A 19,341-nucleotide genomic window follows, 5' to 3' on the forward strand; every position below is an offset into this window, starting at 1 on the left:
GGTATACCTCGATTGGGTCATATGATGCGGCACGACGAGGGGCCGGCCGCATGGTTGTGATTACTGGCCCTGGCTGACCAGGGCTTCTACAGGCTCAATAGTATCCTGTCGTACCGTGGCACCGAACAGCTTGATCATCTGCTGGATCAACGGATCCTGTTCGATCGAGTGCACGGCGTCCTGCTGGCGCTCGGCGCGCTTGCGCGACGCTGCCTGGGCCGGGGTTTCCTGTTCGGGGCGAATCAGTTCGATCCGCAGGTTCAGGGTACGCCCCAGGTGCTGGTTGAGCGCCTCGTTCAGCCGGCGTTGCTGGGTGCTGTTGAACAGCGCGCCCTGGCCTGGGTCCAGGTGCAGCAGCCAATCGTCACCGTCGGCAGCCATCAGCGTACAGTTTGCAGCGATGTTGCCTGTCATGCCGGACACAGGCAACTGTGGGAACAACTCCAGCCATTGCAGGGCCAGGCCGGTCGCCGGTTGAGCAGCCGGCAGCGGTTCGGGCGTTGCGGCCTGGGGTTCTTCCTGAACGTGTTCTGCCAGCTCATCGAGGTAGCTGAAGCCTGCCGGGTCGCTTTCGCCACCGTAGTAGTCCTCGTCCATTGGCGGCTCGTCGTCGCGGTCCATGCCAGCCGAAGCGTAGGCCGACGGGTCGAAGGGCGGCTCGTCGTAAGCTGGCTGGGCGTTATGCGAGGCTGCAATCGGTGCTGGGGCTGCTACTGGCTCGGGCGCAGGCGCGGCAGCAGGCTCCTCCCAAGGCAGGTCGATGACCTCTTCCACAACCGCCGGCTCAGGTGCGGCAACTTCAGGTTCAGGTTCAGGTGCTGGCTCAGGCGCCGGAGCCGGAGCCACAACCGGTGCGGCCTCAACCTCTGCAGCAGGTGCCACTGGCGCAGGCTGCGACACCGCAACCACAGGCGCCTCGACAGCAACGGCTGGCGCTGCCACCGGGGTTGCCGGATCAGCTGTGGCCTGGCTGATCCCCACTGGCTTTAGCACCGGCTTCGGCGCATCGTCGGTATCCGCCGGCCGGAACGCCAGCATGCGCAGCAAGACCATTTCGAAACCGCCCCGCGGGTCCGGCGCCAACGGCAGGTCGCGACGGCCGATCAGGCCCATCTGGTAGTAGAACTGCACGTCTTCGGCCGGCAACGCCGACGCCAGTGCCAGCACCCGGTCGCGATCGCCCTGGCCATTGTCCACCGCCTCGGGCAGCGCCTGGGCGATGGCCACGCGGTGCAGCACATTGAGCATCTCGGCCAGCACCCCGCTCCAGTCCGGCCCCTGCTCGGCAAGGTTGCGCACGGCTTCGAGCAGCGCCCGCGCATCCCCTTCGAGCAGCGCCTGCAGCACGCCATAGACCTGGCCATGATCGAGGCTGCCGAGCATGGCGCGCACATCGGCTGCCAGTACCTTGCCCTCACCGAAGGCGATGGCCTGATCGGTGAGGCTCATGGCGTCACGCATCGAACCATCGGCAGCACGGCCGAGCAGCCACAGGGCATCCGCCTCGAACGGCACGTTTTCGGCCTGCAGCACGTGGCTCAGGTGCTCGACCACCCGCTCCGGGCTCATGTTCTTGAGCGAGAACTGCAGGCAGCGCGACAGGATGGTGGCCGGCAGCTTCTGCGGGTCGGTGGTGGCGAGGATGAACTTGACGTAGGGCGGTGGCTCTTCAAGCGTCTTGAGCAAGGCGTTGAACGAGTGGGTGGAGAGCATGTGCACTTCGTCGATCAGGTAGACCTTGAAGCGCCCACGGCTCGGCGCGTACTGCACGTTATCGAGCAGCTCGCGGGTGTCTTCGACCTTGGTGCGGCTGGCGGCGTCGATCTCGATCAGGTCGACGAAACGGCCTTCGTCGATCTCCCTGCACACCGAGCAGACTCCACAAGGCGTGGAGGTAATGCCGGTTTCGCAGTTGAGGCATTTGGCGATGATTCGCGCAATGGTAGTCTTGCCCACCCCCCGCGTACCGGTAAACAGGTAGGCGTGGTGCAGGCGCTGGTTGTCCAAGGCATTGATCAAGGCCTTGAGCACATGGGTCTGGCCGACCATTTCGCGGAACGAGCGCGGACGCCATTTACGTGCAAGAACCTGATAACTCATCGAAAAACCATCGCAGCCTGATCGAGCGGAAGATCGCTAATGCTAGCGGAGCGGGGGCAAAATTGCACCCTGCACAGTTCGTCTAAGCTAAGCAACTGGCGCGCTGTTCAAGGAGGATGTGCATTGCGACGACTGCTGGCCCTGCTATTGCTCTGGTGCACCCACAGCCTGGCGGATCAACCGGTGCTGCGCTTTTCCGTGGCCGAGAGCTGGAGCATGCCGCTGGTGCGGGTCGAGGGCGGCCAGCCGGTGGAGGGCCTGGTCTTTGATCTTCTGCAGGCGCTGGCCGGGGAAGCCGGCGTGCGACCGGAATACCACGTGCTGGCCCGCCTGCGCCTGCAACAGGCGATGGATGCTGGCGATATCGATGTACGCTGCTATGTCAGCAGCCAGTGGTTCAATGATCGGCCAGGGAATTTTGTCTGGAGCATTCCGTTACTTCTGCAGCGTGATGTACTGGTCGGGCGACCTGATGACGATACCCCTATCGACCCCGAACAACTGCCGCCCCAGGCAATCGGTACGGTGCTGGGGTATGCCTACGGCACGCTGGAGCCGTTGTTTGCCCAAGGGCGCCTGCAGCGCGAGGACAGCCGTAGCCAGCAATTGGCACTGCAGAAGCTGCAGATCGGGCGGTATCGGCATGCGGTGAGCAATGAGCTTTCGCTGCAGTGGTTCAACCAGGGTTTGCCTGCCGGGCAGCGGCTGCAGGTGCAGGCGGTGCTGGAGGAACAGGCGCTGGGGTGCATGGTGAGGAACGACCCGGCGATACCAACCCAAGGCATCTTGCGGGCCCTGGTGCGCATGAGGCAGTCGGGGGAGATCGAACGGATTGTGCGGCGGTATGGGGCAACGGAGTATTCGGGGGAGGTTTCGGTGGTCCAGCCTTGAGCTGAATTGGCTAACGACCGCCTGACAGTCAATCCCGACCTGCCAGCGGCGACTCAATATCAATGTGCCATCACTCAGTGTAAAGTTACGCGCCCCGACGCCCTGCGGCGGGCGAGAACCGTATCCACACTAAGGAAAGTTGCATGTCCACCGCTCGAAATCTGACCGCTGCCGCATTGATAGCGCTGACCACTGGCTGTGCCACCGGCCTCAATTCGGTCCAAGAGTCGGAACTCGCTGGCTATCGCGCCAGAAACCTGTCGGTAGAAGAGAAAAAACCCGGGCTTGCCGCCGGCCTCGGCCTGCTTCCAGGTGGCGGGTCGTTCTACGGCCGCGCCTACGGCTTTGGCGTGGTGAACCTGCTGTGCTGGCCGCTCTCCATCCTCTGGGACCCCGTCAGCGGGCATGACGCTGCAGAGATGATCAACTATCAAGCCACCAAGGCCCATATCGCAGCGCTGAAAAAACGCGATATGGACGAGTTGGATGCCCAGTTGGAGACTGAAGCGATCGACATCAAGCGCTATGCGCTCGACAAACGCCGTATTGATGAGAAATACAACCTTTGAGGCCATCAGCCGCAGAGCGTCGCACAGGCGGCGCTCAATCTCACAGCCGCTGAAGCTGCTGTGGCACGTGCCTGCCAGGCGCTACACGCTCACTTGCGCTTCAGCGCCAGCCGACTGTCGCTACCGGGGATTCAAGGCTACCGAGACTACAACAACACCCGAAGCGAACGATGTGCCGTTCCACCCAGGGAATTCGCGAGCCCTTTCATCTTGATCTTGAAGCAGTGGAAAAAACCCTGCGCAAAGCCAGGAGTGAATCAGCTTGGCAAGCGCTGCTGCCTTTCTGCCTGGGAGCGGGGTTTTCGTTGATCGTGATCGTTGTCGGCACCGAGATCAGGCGACAGCTGTAACCAGTGATCACAAGATGGGAAAGGTAATGCGCAGGCCGAATGCAACTTTCCGACCCCGGAAATGGAGGCGGCCCCACCAGCCACACCCCGGCACTCGATGTTCCCGCTATGGCTGCTCCCTTCCGGGCCTGACCAGGTTAACGGGTAATCAATGCGGGGGGACCGATGGGGCCACCACTACGCGGCTCGCCAAGCAGCGAGCCGCGCCATTGTACCGGTCTGGGGCCAAGATACAACCTCTGCGCGAGAAAAAGTCATCATTTCTCAATGACTTGTCCGGGGCCAGGGTGATCGGGCCCTGGCACAGGGCTCGTGCAGGAGCGGCCTTGTGTCGCGAAAGGGCTGTAAAGCAGCCCCCGCAAAATCGAGTCACGGCACTGACAGGGGGGCGCTTCGCACCCCTTTCGCGACACAAGGCCGCTCCTACAAAGGCCGCGCAGGATCAGACAGTGATGCCATGCCCTGCCAGGAAAGTGACGAAGGCTTCCTCATCCAGCACCTTCACACCAAGCTCACTGGCCTTGGCCAGCTTGGAGCCGGCACCAGGGCCTGCGACCACACAGTGGGTCTTGCCGGAGACCGAGCCGGCTACCTTGGCGCCCAGGCCTTCCAGCTTTTCCTTGGCTATGTCACGGCTGAAGCGCTCCAGCGACCCTGTCAGCACCCAGGTCTGGCCGGCCAGTGGCAGGCCTTCGGCAACTTTCTTCTCGCTGCTCCAGTGCATACCGAAGGCCAGCAGTTGTGCCTCGATGTCGCGGGCCAGCTGCTGGTTCGCCGGGACTTTGAAGAAATCGCGCACCGCTTCGGCCTGTTTGGCCGCCAGCGCCTGGCGCAGGTCGATGCCGTCAGCCGCAATGATCTTGTCCAGGCTGTCGAGCTTGGCCACCAGTTTTTCCGCACCTGTCGGCCCGACGGAGGGTATGTCGAGCTTGGCGATCATGCCAGCCAGGGTAGTGCTGGCGGCAAACTCGGCGGCCAGCTCGCCCTCATCCTGCAACTGCATGCCGCAGGCCAGCAACTGCTCGATGACCGTGCGGTTGTGCTCGTCCTCGAAGAAGTTGTGGATCTCGTACGCTACCTCCAGGCCGATGTCCGGAAGATAGGTCAGCACCTGCGGCAGCGCCTGCTGCACGCGCGTCAGGCTGCCCAGCGAGCGGGCCAGGACCTTGGCGGTTTCCTCGCCCACATCCGGGATACCCAGGGCATAGATGAAGCGCGCCAGGCTCGGGCGTTTGCTGGCCTCGATGGCGTCCAGCAGTTTCCTGCTGGAAACCTCGGCGAAACCTTCAAGGCCGACGATCTGGTCGAACTCCAACTTGTACAGGTCTGCCGGAGAGCCGATCAGGTCCTCATCCACCAACTGCTCGACGCTCTTCTCGCCCAGGCCATCAATGTCCATGGCACGGCGAGAAACGTAGTGGATGATTGCCTGCTTGAGCTGGGCACCACAGGCCAGACGGCCGACGCATCGATACACCGCGCCTTCGCTGGTGGTTTCCTTGCCCTTGCTGCGCTTGACCAATTGAGTGCGCTCGACCTGGGAGCCACACACCGGGCACTCGGTCGGCACTTCGACCGGCCGCGCATCTTCGGGGCGGCGTTCGAGCACCACCTGCATCACCTGGGGAATCACGTCACCGGCACGGCGAATGATCACCGTGTCACCGATGCGCAGGCCCAGCCGGGCGATTTCGTCCATGTTGTGCAGGGTGGCGTTGGACACGGTCACACCTGCCACCTTGACCGGCTTCAGGCGCGCCACTGGCGTGACCGCGCCGGTACGGCCGACCTGGAATTCCACATCCAGCACTTCGGTGAGCTCTTCCATGGCCGGGAACTTGTGGGCGATGGCCCAGCGTGGTTCGCGCGCACGGAAGCCCAGCTCGCGCTGAGCCGCCAGGCTGTTGACCTTGAACACCACGCCATCGATCTCGTACGGCAGGCTGTTGCGCCGTTCGCCAATGTCGCGGTAGTAGGCCAGGCACTCTTCGATGCCGGCCGCATGCCTGAGCTCGCGACTGATCGGCAGGCCCCACTGCTTGAGCTGCTCGAGAATGCCGATATGGCTCTCGCCGATGCTCTCGGACACCTGCCCGACACCGTAGCAGCAGAACTCCAGCGGGCGGCTGGCGGTGATCTTCGAGTCCAGCTGGCGCAGGCTGCCGGCCGCCGCGTTGCGAGGGTTGGCGAAGGTCTTGCCACCGGCCTCGGCCTGGGCGGCATTGAGGCGGTCGAAGCCGGCCTTGCTCATGTACACCTCGCCACGCACTTCAAGCACGGCGGGCCAGCCTTCGCCCTGCAGCTTCAGCGGGATGTTGCGCACGGTGCGCACATTGGCACTGATGTCTTCGCCGGTCGTGCCGTCGCCACGGGTAGCGCCTTGCACCAACTGACCATCGCGGTACAGCAGGCTTACTGCCAGGCCATCGAGTTTCGGTTCGCAGCTGAAATCCACGGCGCCCGGCTGGTCGAGCCCATCGACCACGCGGCGGCCGAATTCGCGCAGGTCAGCTTCTTCGAAGGCGTTGCCAAGGCTGAGCATCGGCACTTCATGACGCACCTGGCTAAAGGCAGCCAAGGCAGCCCCCCCGACACGCTGGGTTGGCGAATCAGGGGTGACCAGGTGCGGGTGCTCGGCCTCGAGCGCCTTCAGTTCATTGAACAGACGATCGTATTCGGCATCGGGCACGCTTGGCTCGTCGAGCACGTAGTAGCGGTAGTTGTGCTGGTCGAGCTCGGCGCGCAGTTCGTGGATTCGGGTTTCGGCGTTCATGGGTCAGGGTCTCTTGCAAAGCAAAAAGAGCAGCCTGGAGGGATGCTTGGGGCTTAAGAGTCTGACTACCTGTGTCGGCCCCTTCGCGGGCAAGCCCGCTCCCACAGGTACGCCACACGCCTCATGGGCAGTGGCATACCTGTGGGAGCGGGCTTGCCCGCGAAGGGACCGGCACAGACGACAACACGTCTTGAACCGGCCAGCATGCCCACAGGCTGCTCTTTCGTCTGGATCTATCAGCGTTTCTGGGTCAGCGCACGGCGCTCGAACTCGACGATGCGCTGGCGGTAGTGCTCGATGGTCTGCGCGGTCAGCACGCTGCGCTGGTCGTCCTTCAGCTCGCCATTGAGCTCATGGGCCAGCTTGCGCGCCGCAGCCACCATCACGTCAAAGGCCTGCTTCGGATGACGCGGACCAGGCAGGCCGAGGAAGAAGCTCACGGCACGGGTGCTGAAGTGGTCGATGTCGTCCAGGTCGAAGATGCCTGGCTTGACTGCGTTGGCCATGGAGAACAGCACTTCGCCGTGACCCGCCATGCTTTCGTGGCGGTGGAAGATGTCCATCTCGCCAAAACGCAGGCCGCTTTCCAGGATGTTCTGCAGCAGGGCTGGCCCCTTGAAACCGCCCTCATCGCGGGAAATCACGCTGATCACCAGCACTTCCTCGACCGGCGGCAGCTCCTTGGCCGCGTTGCCGGTGGCGGCAAAGCCGCTGCTGCGGGTGTTGTCAGCGACAAATTCTTCGTCAGCATCGGCAAACAGGTCAGGCTCGCGCGGTTCGGCGGCCAGGTTCAGGTCACCCTGCTGCTGCGCCTCTGCCGTACGCTTGCCACGCTTGCTGGCCTTGACCGGCTTGGGCTCGCGCTCACGTTCGCGCTCACGCGCCGGTGCGCTGAGCGACGGCAGGTCGGCCTCGTCCAGTTCAGGCTCCTTCTGGGTATCCAGCACCCGCGACGGGCCGAGCACTTCAGCGCTGCCCTCCTCGTCCGGCAGGTTGGAATAACTGCGATCCAGACGGAATTTCAGCTTGCCTTTTCCGCCGCGCATGCGGCGCCAGCCGTCGAAAAGAATACCGGCGATGACAATGACGCCGATGACGATCAGCCACTCGCGCAGACCGATTTCCATGTAATCCCGTGCCTCTATAAAAATATGCTTGAAAACAAAGGGTTCAAAGCCCTTTAACACGTGGCGCCAACTCTATGTTCTGACAGGCGTTTTACCCACGCAAAAAACGAGTGACATTAAGCTAGCACGACCAAAGACAACTTTACACCGTCTGTCGCACATGACAGGGGCATTTGCCTACAGTTTTCGCCCTATCTTCCCTCATCAGGCGTCTACCATGGCCAGCGCCTCCTCGACATCAACTGCAACAAGACGTGAACAACCGGGCTCATGCATGGTCACCCCCATCAATTGGTCCGCCATCTCCATGGCAATCTTGTTATGGGTGATGTAGATGAACTGCACGCTTTCACTCATTTCCTTGACCAGCCGGGCGTAGCGCCCGACGTTGGCATCGTCCAGCGGCGCATCGACTTCGTCGAGCATGCAGAACGGTGCGGGGTTCAACTTGAAGATGGCAAACACCAGCGCCAACGCGGTCAGTGCCTTCTCGCCGCCGGACAGCAGATGGATGGTGCTGTTCTTCTTGCCCGGCGGACGCGCCATGATCGTCACCCCTGTATCGAGTAGATCTTCGCCCGTCAGTTCCAGATAAGCGCTGCCGCCACCGAAAACTTTTGGAAAAAGTGCCTGTAATCCGGCATTTATCTGATCAAAGGTATCCTTGAAGCGGTTGCGGGTCTCCTTGTCGATCTTGCGAATGACGTTTTCCAAGGTATCCAGGGCTTCGACCAGGTCAGCATCCTGGGCGTCCAGATAACGCTTGCGCTCCGACTGCTGCTCGTATTCCTCGATGGCCGCCAGGTTGATCGCACCCAGGCGCTGAATGCGCCCTTCGGTCTGCTCCAGCTCCTGCTCGGTGCCCTGCTCGCTGGCATCCGCCTCGACGGTGGCGAGCACGCCCTGCAAATCGTAGCCGTCGGCCAGCAGTTGTTCCTGCAAGGTCTTGCGGCGGATGTCCAGACCCTGGTTTTCCAGGCGCATCTGCTCCAGCTGGCCGCGCAGCAGCTGGGCTTGCTGTTCGGCCTGGGTGCGGCGCTTTTCGGCGTCGCGCAGTGCGCGGTCGGCTTCGTCCATGTGCAGCCGCGCCAGGCGCATTTCTTCGTCCACGCTCATGCGCCGCTCCAGCAGCTCTTCGAGCTTCAGGCGCAACTCTTCGAGCGGAGCCTCACCCTCTTCAAGGTTCAGGCTCAGTTGCTCCTGACGCTCGCTCAGGCGTGCGGCCTGCTGCTCCAGACGCTCCAAGGCCTGGCGGGTGGAGTCGTGCTGAGCGCGCAGCGAACCCAGGCGCACGGCCAACTGATGGGCGTGATCCTTGTGCTGGCGGGCTTCCTGGCGGATGCGATCGAGGCCTTCGCGCAAGGTGTCGCGGCGCGCCATCAACTGCTCTCGCTGCTCGGTGTCCTGGGCCATCAGGTCCAGAGCCTCCTGCAGCACCAGGCGCGCCTCGCCCAATTGCTCCTGCTCCAAGGTGCGCTGCTCCTGAAGCTCAGCCAGCTCTTCCTGCAGTCGGCGGCGGCGCAGCTCGACCTGCTCGGCGCGGGCACGGCCGGCGGACAGGCTGGCCTTGAACTCGCCGTGCTGGCGGCTTTCTTCCTGGGTGCGGCGGCGCAGCTGCTCACGCTGCTCCTCCAGCTCCAGCTGCTGCTCGCGGGTTACCTGAAGCTGCTGCTCCTGATGCTCCAGCGTTGCTTCAAGCTCCAGTTGCTCCTGGCCCAGGCGTTCGATTTCCTGGCCGCGAGCCAGCACGCCACCCTGGGCTTCGCCACCCCGGCTGACGCGCAGGAAATGGCGGCCAACCCAATAGCCATCGCGACTCACCAGGCTCTGCCCGTCCCCCAGCGCTGCGCGCCTTGCCAAGGCCTCGGCGAGGTCTTCGACCGGCTGCACCCGGCCCAGCCACGGGGCCAGATCGATACGCCCTTCGACCTTGTCGAGCAGGCTGCCGGGCTGACGCTGACCGCCCCCAGCCGCCAGCAACAGGCGTAGCTCGCCCTGCTCCAGGGCGTTGAAATCCAGGCCGGCAAAATCGTCCAGCAGCACAGCCTGCAAATCGGCGCCCAGCACGGTTTCCACCGCCAGCTCCCAACCCGGCTCCACGCGCAGCCCCTCGGCCAGGCGCGGTCGCTGCTCCAGGCCTTGTTCGCGCAGCCAGTCGGCAGCACCGATGCCCGGTTCCAGGGCGGCCTGCTGCAGCGCCTCCAGCGAGGCCAGGCGGCCGCCGAGGCGCTGCAGGTCGCCCTGCTGCTGTTGCTGGGCCTGGGTCGCCTGTTGCAGCTGCTCGCGCACGCTTTCCAGGCGCTCGACCACCTGCTGCTCCGACAACTGCAACTCTTCGAGCAACATTTCGCTGCTGGCCAGCTGTTCGGAAAGCTCCAGCAGGGAAGCATCCTGCGGATCTAACGCCAGTTGTCCGCTTTCCTCGACCAGCTTGCGTTGGCGTTCGGCCAGGCGCTCCATGCTGGCTTCCAGCTGCTGCAGGCGCGCCTGCTGCACTTCGGCCTGACGCCGCGGTTCGGAGGAGCGGGTGTTGAAGCTGTCCCACTGCTCCTGCCAGCCGTGCATGCCCAACTCGGCTTCTTCGAGGGTGGCGGCAGCCTCTTCGGCGGCGGCCAGGGTCAGCTCCTGCTCCGGCTCGAGCATGGCCAGCTCTTCACCCAGGGTGGCCAGCAGGGTGCGGTCATGGCCCAGGTGCGATTCGGTTTCCTGGCGGGTACGCTCGGCTTCCTTGAAGTCGTCCTGCAACTGGCGCAGGCGCTGCTGGCCGTGCTGGATGCTCTGTTCCACCCGAGCGATATCACCGGCCACCGAATAGAAGCGCCCCTGCACCTGATTGAAGCGCTCCGACAGCTCGTGGTGGCCGTCGCGCAGGCGCTCGATGCTGGCGTCGGCGTTACGCTGCTCGGCAACCAGCGCCTCATGGGCGACATCCTGGTCACCGATCACCGCCTCGCGCTGGCGCACGCGCTCGTCCAGGTCGCGCCAACGCAGGGCCGACAGGCGCGCCTTGAGCTGGCGTTCCTGGGCCTTGTATTCACGGTACTTTTCGGCAGCCTGGGCCTGGCGATGCAGGCGTTCGAGCTGACGCTCCAGCTCTTCGCGCAGGTCGGTCAGCCGCGCCAGGTTCTCCTGGGTGCGGCGTATGCGGCTTTCGGTCTCGCGGCGGCGCTCCTTGTACTTGGAGATGCCGGCCGCCTCTTCGATGAAATTGCGCAGCTCTTCGGGCTTGGCCTCGATCAGCTTGGAAATCATGCCCTGCTCGATGATCGAATAGCTGCGCGGGCCCAGGCCTGTGCCGAGGAAGATGTCGGTGATGTCCCGACGGCGGCACTTGGTGCCGTTCAGGTAATAGCTGTTCTGCCCGTCACGAGTCACCTTGCGGCGGATGGAAATCTCGGCGTAGGCGGCGTACTCGCCGAGCAAGGTGGTTTCGCTGTTGTCGAATACCAGCTCGATGCTGGCCTGGCTCACCGGCTTGCGGCTGGTGGAGCCGTTGAAGATGACATCGGTCATCGACTCGCCACGCAGGTTCTTCGCCGAACTCTCGCCCATCACCCAGCGCACCGCGTCGATGATGTTGGACTTGCCGCAGCCATTGGGGCCGACGACGGCCGCCATGTTGCTGGGGAAGTTGACCGTAGTGGGGTCGACGAACGACTTGAACCCGGCCAGGCGAATGCACTTCAGGCGCATCGGTCAGCCCCGGGCCAGCGCCGCCAGCACCAGTTCGCAGCTGCGCTGGCCATAGGCGGTGAGTACCTCGCGGATGCGCGGCAGGTCGCGGGCAACCACGGCTTCGAGCAGGCGGGCGAACAGGTCGAGGTAGTCGTCCATGTTGGCCTGGCGCTGATCCAGGGCCAGGTAGTAGGCACGGCTCATGGCCGGCTGCAGGTTCTCGACCGTTTCCTGCAGGTAAGGGTTGTCTGCGAACGGGTAGGCAGCACGCATTACCGCAAAGCTGTCGGCGACGAAGACCTTGATGTCCTGCTGCTCGCGGGCCTGGCGCAGGCGCTGCTGGATGTCCAGGAACGGGCGCAGGTCGCCCTCGGTGCGCCACTTTTGTGCAACCGCATTGCCCAGCAGGATGTAGAACTCGCCCATCAAGGTGCACAGGCTGCGCACGCCGCGCTCGTCCAGTTGGGTCACATGGGCGCCACGACGCGGCAGGATCGCCACCAGATGGCGACGTTCGAGGATCAATAACGCTTCGCGCACCGAGCCACGGCTGACACTGAGTGCCTGGGTGACCTTCTGCTCCTGGATCCGCTCACCGGGCGCAAGCTCGCCGCGAATGATGCGTTCGGCCAGGTAGTCGGCAATCTGCTCGGCGAGGCTGTCCGGCGCCTTGAACGTCATGGTTTTCCTTCAAAATCATTGAACTGGGCACAAGGGAGCGATTGTAGCGCACTTGCCCAGCACACGCGCAGAGGGGCGTGGCGCTTTCTTTGACCTGCCGGGCAGACAGCCGGACGGCGCGATCTATGCTTAAGGTATGGGCACATTTTTCGGTGAGACATCAGCATGAATAATTTCCTGACCTTTGAGTCAGAAAATTATTGACCACCGCGACAGGTCTGCTTATTGTCCGCCCAACAACAATAAAACCATTGCGAGGCCATCCCCGTGATCCAGTTTCTCGTCAACCAGGCGCTGCGTAGTGAGCATGCCCTGGACCCGAACATGACGGTGCTGCAGTACCTGCGTGAGCACCTGGGCAAACCCGGCACCAAAGAAGGCTGCGCCAGTGGCGACTGCGGCGCCTGCACCGTGGTGGTCGGCGAGCTTGTCCAGGACGAACTAGGCGAGGACAAGCTGCGCTACCGCAGCCTGAACTCCTGCCTGACCTTCGTCTCCTCCTTGCACGGCAAGCAACTGATCAGCGTCGAAGGGCTCAAGCACGACGGGCAGTTGCACAGCGTGCAACAGGCCATGGCCGACTGCCACGGCTCGCAATGCGGCTTCTGCACACCTGGCTTCGTCATGTCGCTGTTCGCCCTGCAGAAGAACAGCCAGGGCGCCGACCTGCATCAGGCCCAGGAGGCCCTGGCCGGCAACCTTTGCCGCTGCACCGGTTACCGCCCGATCCTCGACGCTGCCGAGCAAAGCTGCCGCCAGCCTTGCCGCGACCAGTTCGACGCCCAGCAGGCGCAAACCATCGCCCGCCTGAAGGCCATCGCCCCCACCCAGACCGGCGAGCTCAACAGCGGCGACAAGCGCTGCCTGGTGCCGCTGACCGTGGCCGACCTGGCCGACCTGTACAGCTCGCACCCCGAAGCGCGCCTGCTGGCCGGTGGTACCGACCTGGCTCTGGAAGTCACCCAGTTCCACAAGACCCTGCCGGTGATGATCTACGTCGGCCACGTCGCCGAACTCAAGCGCATCGACAAGACCGCCAGCCACCTGGAAATCGGCGCTGCCACCCCGCTGACCGACTGTTACGGCGCACTCAACGAGGAGTACCCGGACTTCGGCGACCTGCTGCACCGCTTCGCCTCGCTGCAGATCCGCAACCAGGGCACCCTGGGCGGCAACATCGGCAACGCCTCGCCAATCGGCGACTCGCCGCCCCTGCTGATCGCCCTGGATGCGCAGGTGGTCCTGCGCCAGGGCGAGCGCCAGCGGGTGATGCCGCTGGAAGACTACTTCATTGACTACCGCATCACCGCCCGCCAGGACAGCGAGTTCATCGAGAAGATCATCGTGCCACGTGCCAGCAACGACTGGGCCTTCCGTGCCTATAAAGTGTCCAAGCGCCTGGACGACGACATCTCCGCCGTGTGCGCCGCCTTCAACCTGAGCATCGAAGACGGCGTGGTCAGCGGCGTACGCATCGCCTTCGGCGGCATGGCAGCCATCCCGAAACGCGCCCGCGCCTGCGAAGCGGCCTTGCGCGGCAAACCGTGGAACCAGGCCAGCATCGAGCGTGCCTGCCAGGCCCTGGCCGAAGACTTCACCCCGCTCAGCGATTTCCGCGCCAGCAAGGAGTACCGCTTGCTGACCGCACAGAACCTGCTGCGCAAGTACTTCATCGAACAACAAACGCCCTACATCGAGACCCGGGTGACCGACTATGTCTAACCATCACGTAGCCAAGAGCCAGGCCGAGATGGCCGAACTGTTCAGCCAGGACCTGATCACCGGGGTCGGGCGCAGCGTCAAGCACGACAGCGCCGACAAGCATGTGTCGGGCGAAGCGCTGTACATCGACGACCGCCTGGAATTCCCCAACGAGCTGCACGTTTATGCGCGCACTGCGGACCGCGCCCATGCGCGCATCCTGCGCATCGACACCACGCCGTGCTACGCCTTCGAAGGCGTGCGCATCGCCATCACCCACGAAGACATCCCGGGCCTGAAGGACATCGGCCCGGTGGTCGCCGGCGACCCGCTGCTGGCCATCGACAAGGTCGAGTTCTACGGCCAGCCGGTGCTCGCCGTGGCCGCTCGCGACCTCGATACCGCACGCCGCGCAGCGATGGCTGCCATCGTCGAATACGAAGACCTGGAGCCCGTGCTGGACGTGGTCGATGCGCTGCGCAAGAAGCACTTCGTGCTCGACAGCCACACCCACCAGCGCGGCGATTCAGCCGCAGCCCTGGCCAGCGCCCCGCACCGCCTGCAAGGCACCCTGCACATCGGCGGCCAGGAGCACTTCTACCTGGAAACCCAGATCTCCTCGGTGATGCCCACCGAGGACGGCGGCATGATCGTCTACTGTTCCACGCAGAACCCCACCGAAGTGCAGAAGCTGGTCGCCGAAGTACTCGACGTACCGATGAACAAGGTGGTGCTGGACATGCGCCGCATGGGCGGCGGCTTCGGCGGCAAGGAAACCCAGGCCGCAAGCCCGGCCTGCCTGTGCGCGGTGGTCGCACGCCTGACCGGCCAGCCGACCAAGATGCGCCTGCCACGGGTCGAAGACATGACCATGACCGGCAAGCGCCACCCGTTCTACGTGGAGTACGATGTCGGCTTCGATGACGACGGCCGCCTGCACGGCATCAACCTCGACCTGGCCGGCAACTGCGGCTACTCGCCCGACCTGTCCGGGTCGATCGTCGACCGCGCCATGTTCCACTCCGACAACGCCTATTACCTGGGCGATGCCACCGTGCATGGCCACCGCTGCAAGACCAACACCGCCTCCAACACCGCCTACCGCGGCTTCGGCGGCCCACAGGGGATGGTCGCCATCGAACAGGTGATGGACCACATCGCCCGCCACCTGGGCCGCGACCCACTGGCCGTGCGCAAGGCCAACTATTACGGCAAGACCGAGCGCAACGTCACCCACTACTACCAGACCGTCGAGCACAACATGCTCGAGGAAATGACCGCCGAGCTCGAAGCCAGCAGCGACTACGCCGAACGCCGCGAGTCGATCCGCCGCTTCAACGCCAACAGCCCGGTCTTGAAGAAGGGCCTGGCGCTGACGCCGGTCAAGTTCGGTATCTCGTTCACCGCCACCTTCCTCAACCAGGCCGGCGCGCTGATCCACATTTATACCGACGGCAGCATCCACCTGAACCACGGCGGCACCGAGATGGGCCAGGGCCTGAACACCAAGGTGGCACAGGTGGTGGCGCAGGTCTTCCAAGTCGATATCAGCCGCATCCAGATCACCGCCACCAACACCGACAAGGTGCCCAACACCTCGCCGACTGCAGCCTCCAGCGGTGCCGACCTGAACGGCAAGGCCGCCCAGAACGCCGCCGAGATCCTCAAGAAGCGCCTCACCGAATTTGCCGCACGGCACTATCAGGTGACCGAGGAAGACGTCGAGTTCCGTAACGGCCATGTGCGTGTGCGCGACCAGATCGTCAGCTTCGAGCAGTTGGTGCAGCAGGCCTACTTTGGCCAGGTATCGCTGTCGAGCACCGGTTTCTACCGCACGCCAAAGATCTACTACGACCGCAGCCAGGCGCGCGGCCGGCCGTTCTACTACTTCGCCTTCGGCGCTGCCTGCGTGGAAGTGATCGTCGATACCCTGACCGGCGAGTACAAGATGCTGCGCGCCGACATCCTGCATGACGTGGGTGACTCGCTGAACCCGGCCATTGACATCGGCCAGGTCGAAGGCGGTTTCATCCAGGGCATGGGCTGGCTGACCACCGAAGAGCTGGTGTGGAACGCCAAGGGCAAGCTGATGACCAACGGCCCGGCCAGCTACAAGATCCCGGCGGTGGCCGACATGCCGCTGGACATGCGGGTGAAGCTGGTGGAGAACCGCAAGAACCCGGAAGACACGGTGTTCCACTCCAAGGCCGTGGGCGAGCCACCGTTCATGCTTGGCATCGCCGCCTGGTGTGCGCTCAAGGATGCCGTGGCCAGCATCGCCGACTATCGCGTGCAGCCGAACATCGACGCGCCGGCAACACCGGAGCGGGTGTTGTGGGGTTGCGAGCAGATGCGCAAGGCGGTGGCTGCAGCACAGCCTGCCGAGCCGGAACTGGAACCCGTCACCCACTGACAATGCAAGGCCCCTGTAGGAGCGGCCTTGCGTCGCGAAAGGGTCGCGCAGCGACCCCAGGATCTGTGCAGCAATGAAGATGCCTGGGCCTGCTGCGCAGCCCTTTCGCGACACAAGGCCGCTGCTACAACGGACCATGTCGCTCTTGAGAGAGGTTGAATCATGCACCAATGGATCAACGCCCTCGCCGACCATCAGTCCCGCGGCGAAGCCTGCGTGCTGGTAACCATCATCGAGGAGCGCGGCTCGACCCCGCGCAACGCCGGCTCGAAGATGGTCGTCAGCGCCACCGGCCTGTTCGACACCATCGGCGGCGGCCATCTGGAATACAAGGCCCTGCACATCGCCCGGCAGATGCTCGAGGAACACCGCAGCACCCCGCACCTGGAGCGCTTCAGCCTCGGTGCCAGCCTCGGCCAGTGCTGCGGCGGCGCCACCGTGCTGCTGTTCGAGCCAATGGCCGCGGTGCAGGCGCAGATCGCCGTGTTCGGCGCGGGCCATGTCGGCCGTGCTCTGGTACCCTTGCTCGCCGCCCTGCCCTGCCGGGTGCGCTGGATCGACGCGCGCGAACAGGAATTCCCCGAATTCATTCCCAACGGGGTGAGCAAGGTCGTCAGTGAGGAGCCGGTCGACGAAGTCGCGGACCTGCCACCAGGCAGCTACTGCATCGTCATGACCCACAACCACCAGCTCGACCTGGAACTGACCGCCGCCATTCTCAAGCGCAACGATTTCACCTGGTTCGGCCTGATCGGCTCGAAGACCAAACGGGTCAAGTTCGAGCACCGCCTGCGCGAGCGCGGCTACGACGATGCCGTGCTGGCGCGCATGCGCTGCCCGATGGGCCTGCCCGAGGTCAAGGGCAAGCTGCCGATCGAGATTGCCGTGTCCATCGCCGGCGAAATCATTGCCACCTACAACGCCTGCTTCGGCCAGCACGACGCTGCCGCCAACGCCGGCCCCATTGCCCAGTTGCTGCCGCCCTCCCGGCGCAGCCAAGCCATTTGACGAGTGTGTTATGACCGTTACCCGCAAAGCCTACCGTGCCGCCATCCTGCACAGCATCGCCGACCCGGCCGAGGTAGGCCTGGACGCTTCCCATGAGTATTTCGAGGACGGCCTGCTGGTGATCGACGATGGCCGCATCAGTGCCGTCGGCCCTGCCAGCGAGCTGCTGCCGAACCTGGCAGCCGATATCGAAGTGGTGCACTACCAGGACGCCCTGATCACCCCGGGCTTCATCGATACCCACATCCATTTCCCGCAGACCGGCATGATCGGCTCCTACGGCGAACAGCTGCTGGACTGGCTCAACACTTACACCTTCCCCTGCGAGAAGCAGTTCGCCGACAAGGATCACGCCGACAAGGTGGCGAAGATCTTCCTCAAGGAGCTGCTGCGCAACGGCACCACCACCGCCCTGGTGTTTGGCAGCGTGCACCCGCAGTCGGTCAATGCCCTGTTCGAAGAAGCCGAGCGCCTGGACCTGCGGATGATCGCAGGCAAGGTCATGATGGATCGCAATGCCCCGGACTACCTGACCGACACTGCCGAGTCCGGCTACACCCAGAGCAAGCAGCTGATCGAACGCTGGCACGGCAAGGGCCGCCTGCACTACGCGGTGACCCCGCGCTTCGCACCGACCAGCACACCAGAACAACTGGCCTTGGCCGGTCAGCTACTGAAGGAATACCCAGGGCTGTACATGCACACCCACCTGTCCGAGAACCTCAAGGAAATCGACTGGGTAAAAGAGCTGTTCCCCGAGCAAAAAGGCTACCTGGACGTCTATGACCACTTCGAGCTGCTCAGCGAGCGCTCGGTGTTCGCCCACGGCGTGCACCTGTGCGACAGCGAATGCCAGCGCCTGGCCGAAACCGGTTCGGCCGTGGCGTTCTGCCCAACCTCCAACCTGTTCCTCGGCAGCGGCCTGTTCAACCTGCCCCAGGCCGAGCGCTTCAAGGTCAATGTGGGCCTGGGCACCGACGTCGGCGCCGGCACCAGCTTCTCGCTGCTGAACACCCTGAACGAGGCCTACAAGGTGATGCAGCTGCAAGGCGCGCGCCTGCACCCTTACAAATCGCTGTACCTGGCCACCCTCGGTGGCGCGCGCGCACTGCGCCTGGACGACCGTATCGGCAGCCTGCGCCCAGGCAACGAAGCCGATTTCGTGGTGCTCGACTACAAGGCCACGCCGCTGCTGGACTACCGCATTCAGCAGTCCAGCAGCATCGAGGAGACCCTGTTCGTGCTGACCACCCTGGGCGACGACCGCACCGTGCGCGAAACCTACGCCGCCGGGCGCTGCGTGCATCAGCGCTAAGGCTCCTTCGCCAGGCCCCGGTACAGCGCGCCGCCGATCGCAGCCCCGATCAGCGGCGCCACCCAGAACAGCCACAGCTGCTGCAGGGCCCAGCCACCGACGAACAATGCCGGCCCCGTGCTGCGCGCGGGGTTGACCGAGGTATTGGTCACCGGGATCGAGATCAGGTGGATGAGGGTCAGGGCCAGGCCGATGGCAATCGGCGCGAAGCCTGCCGGGGCACGGGCATCGGTGGCGCCCATGATCACCACCAGGAACATCGCCGTCATCACCACTTCACTGACAAAACCCGCCCCCAGCGAATAGCCGCCGGGCGAATGATCGGCGTAGCCGTTCGAGGCCAGGCCCGATGAAAGCTCGAAGCCGGCCTTGCCGCTGGCGATGAAGTAGATCACTGCAGCTGCCAGAATCGCGCCGATCACTTGGGCGATGACGTAGGGCAGCAGCTCCTTGGCCGGGAAACGCCCACCCACCACCAGCCCGAACGACACGGCGGGGTTGAGGTGACAGCCGGAGATATGACCGATGGCGAACGCCATGGTCAGCACGGTGAGACCGAAAGCGAAAGCGACACCAAGCACGCCGATGCCGACGGGAGAACTAGCTGCAAGTACGGCACTGCCACAGCCACCAAGAACCAACCAGAAGGTGCCGACCAGCTCGGCCCCCATCCGTGTACCCAGAGACATGGTCATCGACCTTTCCTCAAGTAGTGGAACGCAATGGATGCGCAAGCCC

General features: G+C 64.0%; 13 protein-coding genes and 1 other RNA gene. 7 read left to right on the forward strand and 7 right to left on the reverse strand.

The window, feature by feature from the left end; translation table 11 throughout:
• Window positions 1-60: 60 nt before the first annotated feature.
• A complete protein-coding gene (gene dnaX / locus APH27_RS22990; protein ID WP_060485984.1) occupies window positions 61-2,100 on the reverse strand; it encodes a DNA polymerase III subunit gamma/tau in 2,040 nt (679 codons plus the stop codon).
• Between the two features lie 123 nt (window positions 2,101-2,223).
• Between dnaX and APH27_RS22995 the strand changes: the two genes are divergently transcribed.
• The 3 genes from APH27_RS22995 to APH27_RS26490 all read left to right on the forward strand — a co-directional run bounded on the left by APH27_RS22995 (window position 2,224) and on the right by APH27_RS26490 (window position 3,910).
• Window positions 2,224-2,991 (forward strand): ABC transporter substrate-binding protein, encoded by a 768-nt coding sequence (locus tag APH27_RS22995; protein WP_060485985.1) that lies wholly within the window; start codon window positions 2,224-2,226, stop codon window positions 2,989-2,991.
• A gap of 143 nt (window positions 2,992-3,134) precedes the next feature.
• Entirely contained in the window at window positions 3,135-3,560 is a 426-nt protein-coding gene (locus APH27_RS23000) for a hypothetical protein (protein WP_060485986.1), read from the forward strand.
• A gap of 170 nt (window positions 3,561-3,730) precedes the next feature.
• The gene (locus APH27_RS26490) at window positions 3,731-3,910 is read left to right on the forward strand and encodes a hypothetical protein (protein ID WP_156335903.1); all 180 of its coding nucleotides are present in this window, start codon (window positions 3,731-3,733) and stop codon (window positions 3,908-3,910) included.
• Window positions 3,911-3,981: 71 nt separating this feature from the next.
• Here the strand turns inward: APH27_RS26490 and ffs are convergent.
• From ffs to APH27_RS23025, 5 genes are all read right to left on the reverse strand, one after another.
• An RNA gene (gene ffs / locus APH27_RS23005) (signal recognition particle sRNA small type) lies at window positions 3,982-4,078 on the reverse strand.
• Between the two features lie 274 nt (window positions 4,079-4,352).
• A complete protein-coding gene (ligA, locus tag APH27_RS23010; RefSeq protein ID WP_027921262.1) occupies window positions 4,353-6,683 on the reverse strand; it encodes an NAD-dependent DNA ligase LigA in 2,331 nt (776 codons plus the stop codon).
• Window positions 6,684-6,919: 236 nt separating this feature from the next.
• On the reverse strand, window positions 6,920-7,810 hold the full coding sequence (gene zipA / locus APH27_RS23015) for a cell division protein ZipA (RefSeq protein ID WP_060485987.1): 891 nt from the start codon (window positions 7,808-7,810) through the stop codon (window positions 6,920-6,922).
• A 204-nt stretch (window positions 7,811-8,014) separates the two neighbouring features.
• A complete protein-coding gene (gene smc, locus APH27_RS23020) occupies window positions 8,015-11,503 on the reverse strand; it encodes a chromosome segregation protein SMC (protein ID WP_060485988.1) in 3,489 nt (1,162 codons plus the stop codon).
• A 3-nt stretch (window positions 11,504-11,506) separates the two neighbouring features.
• Window positions 11,507-12,166: a GntR family transcriptional regulator gene (locus APH27_RS23025; RefSeq protein WP_027921259.1), complete on the reverse strand. Its 660-nt coding sequence runs from the start codon at window positions 12,164-12,166 to the stop codon at window positions 11,507-11,509.
• Window positions 12,167-12,433: 267 nt separating this feature from the next.
• Here APH27_RS23025 and xdhA point away from each other — a divergent pair, with 267 nt between their 5' ends.
• The 4 genes from xdhA to guaD all read left to right on the forward strand — a co-directional run bounded on the left by xdhA (window position 12,434) and on the right by guaD (window position 18,603).
• Window positions 12,434-13,888, forward strand: coding sequence for a xanthine dehydrogenase small subunit (gene xdhA, locus APH27_RS23030; RefSeq protein WP_060485989.1), 1,455 nt, complete (start codon window positions 12,434-12,436; stop codon window positions 13,886-13,888).
• A complete protein-coding gene (gene xdhB, locus APH27_RS23035; protein ID WP_060485990.1) occupies window positions 13,881-16,280 on the forward strand; it encodes a xanthine dehydrogenase molybdopterin binding subunit in 2,400 nt (799 codons plus the stop codon). The genes xdhA and xdhB overlap by 8 nt, the downstream gene beginning before the upstream one ends.
• Window positions 16,281-16,442: 162 nt before the next feature.
• Window positions 16,443-17,288 carry a xanthine dehydrogenase accessory protein XdhC gene (gene xdhC / locus APH27_RS23040; protein WP_027921256.1) on the forward strand — a complete coding sequence of 282 codons (846 nt, stop codon included), beginning with the start codon at window positions 16,443-16,445 and terminating at the stop codon, window positions 17,286-17,288.
• Between the two features lie 10 nt (window positions 17,289-17,298).
• The gene (guaD, locus tag APH27_RS23045; protein ID WP_027921255.1) at window positions 17,299-18,603 is read left to right on the forward strand and encodes a guanine deaminase; all 1,305 of its coding nucleotides are present in this window, start codon (window positions 17,299-17,301) and stop codon (window positions 18,601-18,603) included.
• Here the strand turns inward: guaD and aqpZ are convergent.
• Window positions 18,600-19,298 carry an aquaporin Z gene (aqpZ, locus tag APH27_RS23050; RefSeq protein ID WP_027921254.1) on the reverse strand — a complete coding sequence of 233 codons (699 nt, stop codon included), beginning with the start codon at window positions 19,296-19,298 and terminating at the stop codon, window positions 18,600-18,602. The two genes, guaD and aqpZ, sit on opposite strands and share 4 nt — an antisense overlap.
• Between the last annotated feature and the right edge of the window lie 43 nt (window positions 19,299-19,341).

It is taken from the genome of Pseudomonas sp. NBRC 111123 (assembly GCF_001320205.1).
GTDB lineage: Bacteria > Pseudomonadota > Gammaproteobacteria > Pseudomonadales > Pseudomonadaceae > Aquipseudomonas > Aquipseudomonas putida_J.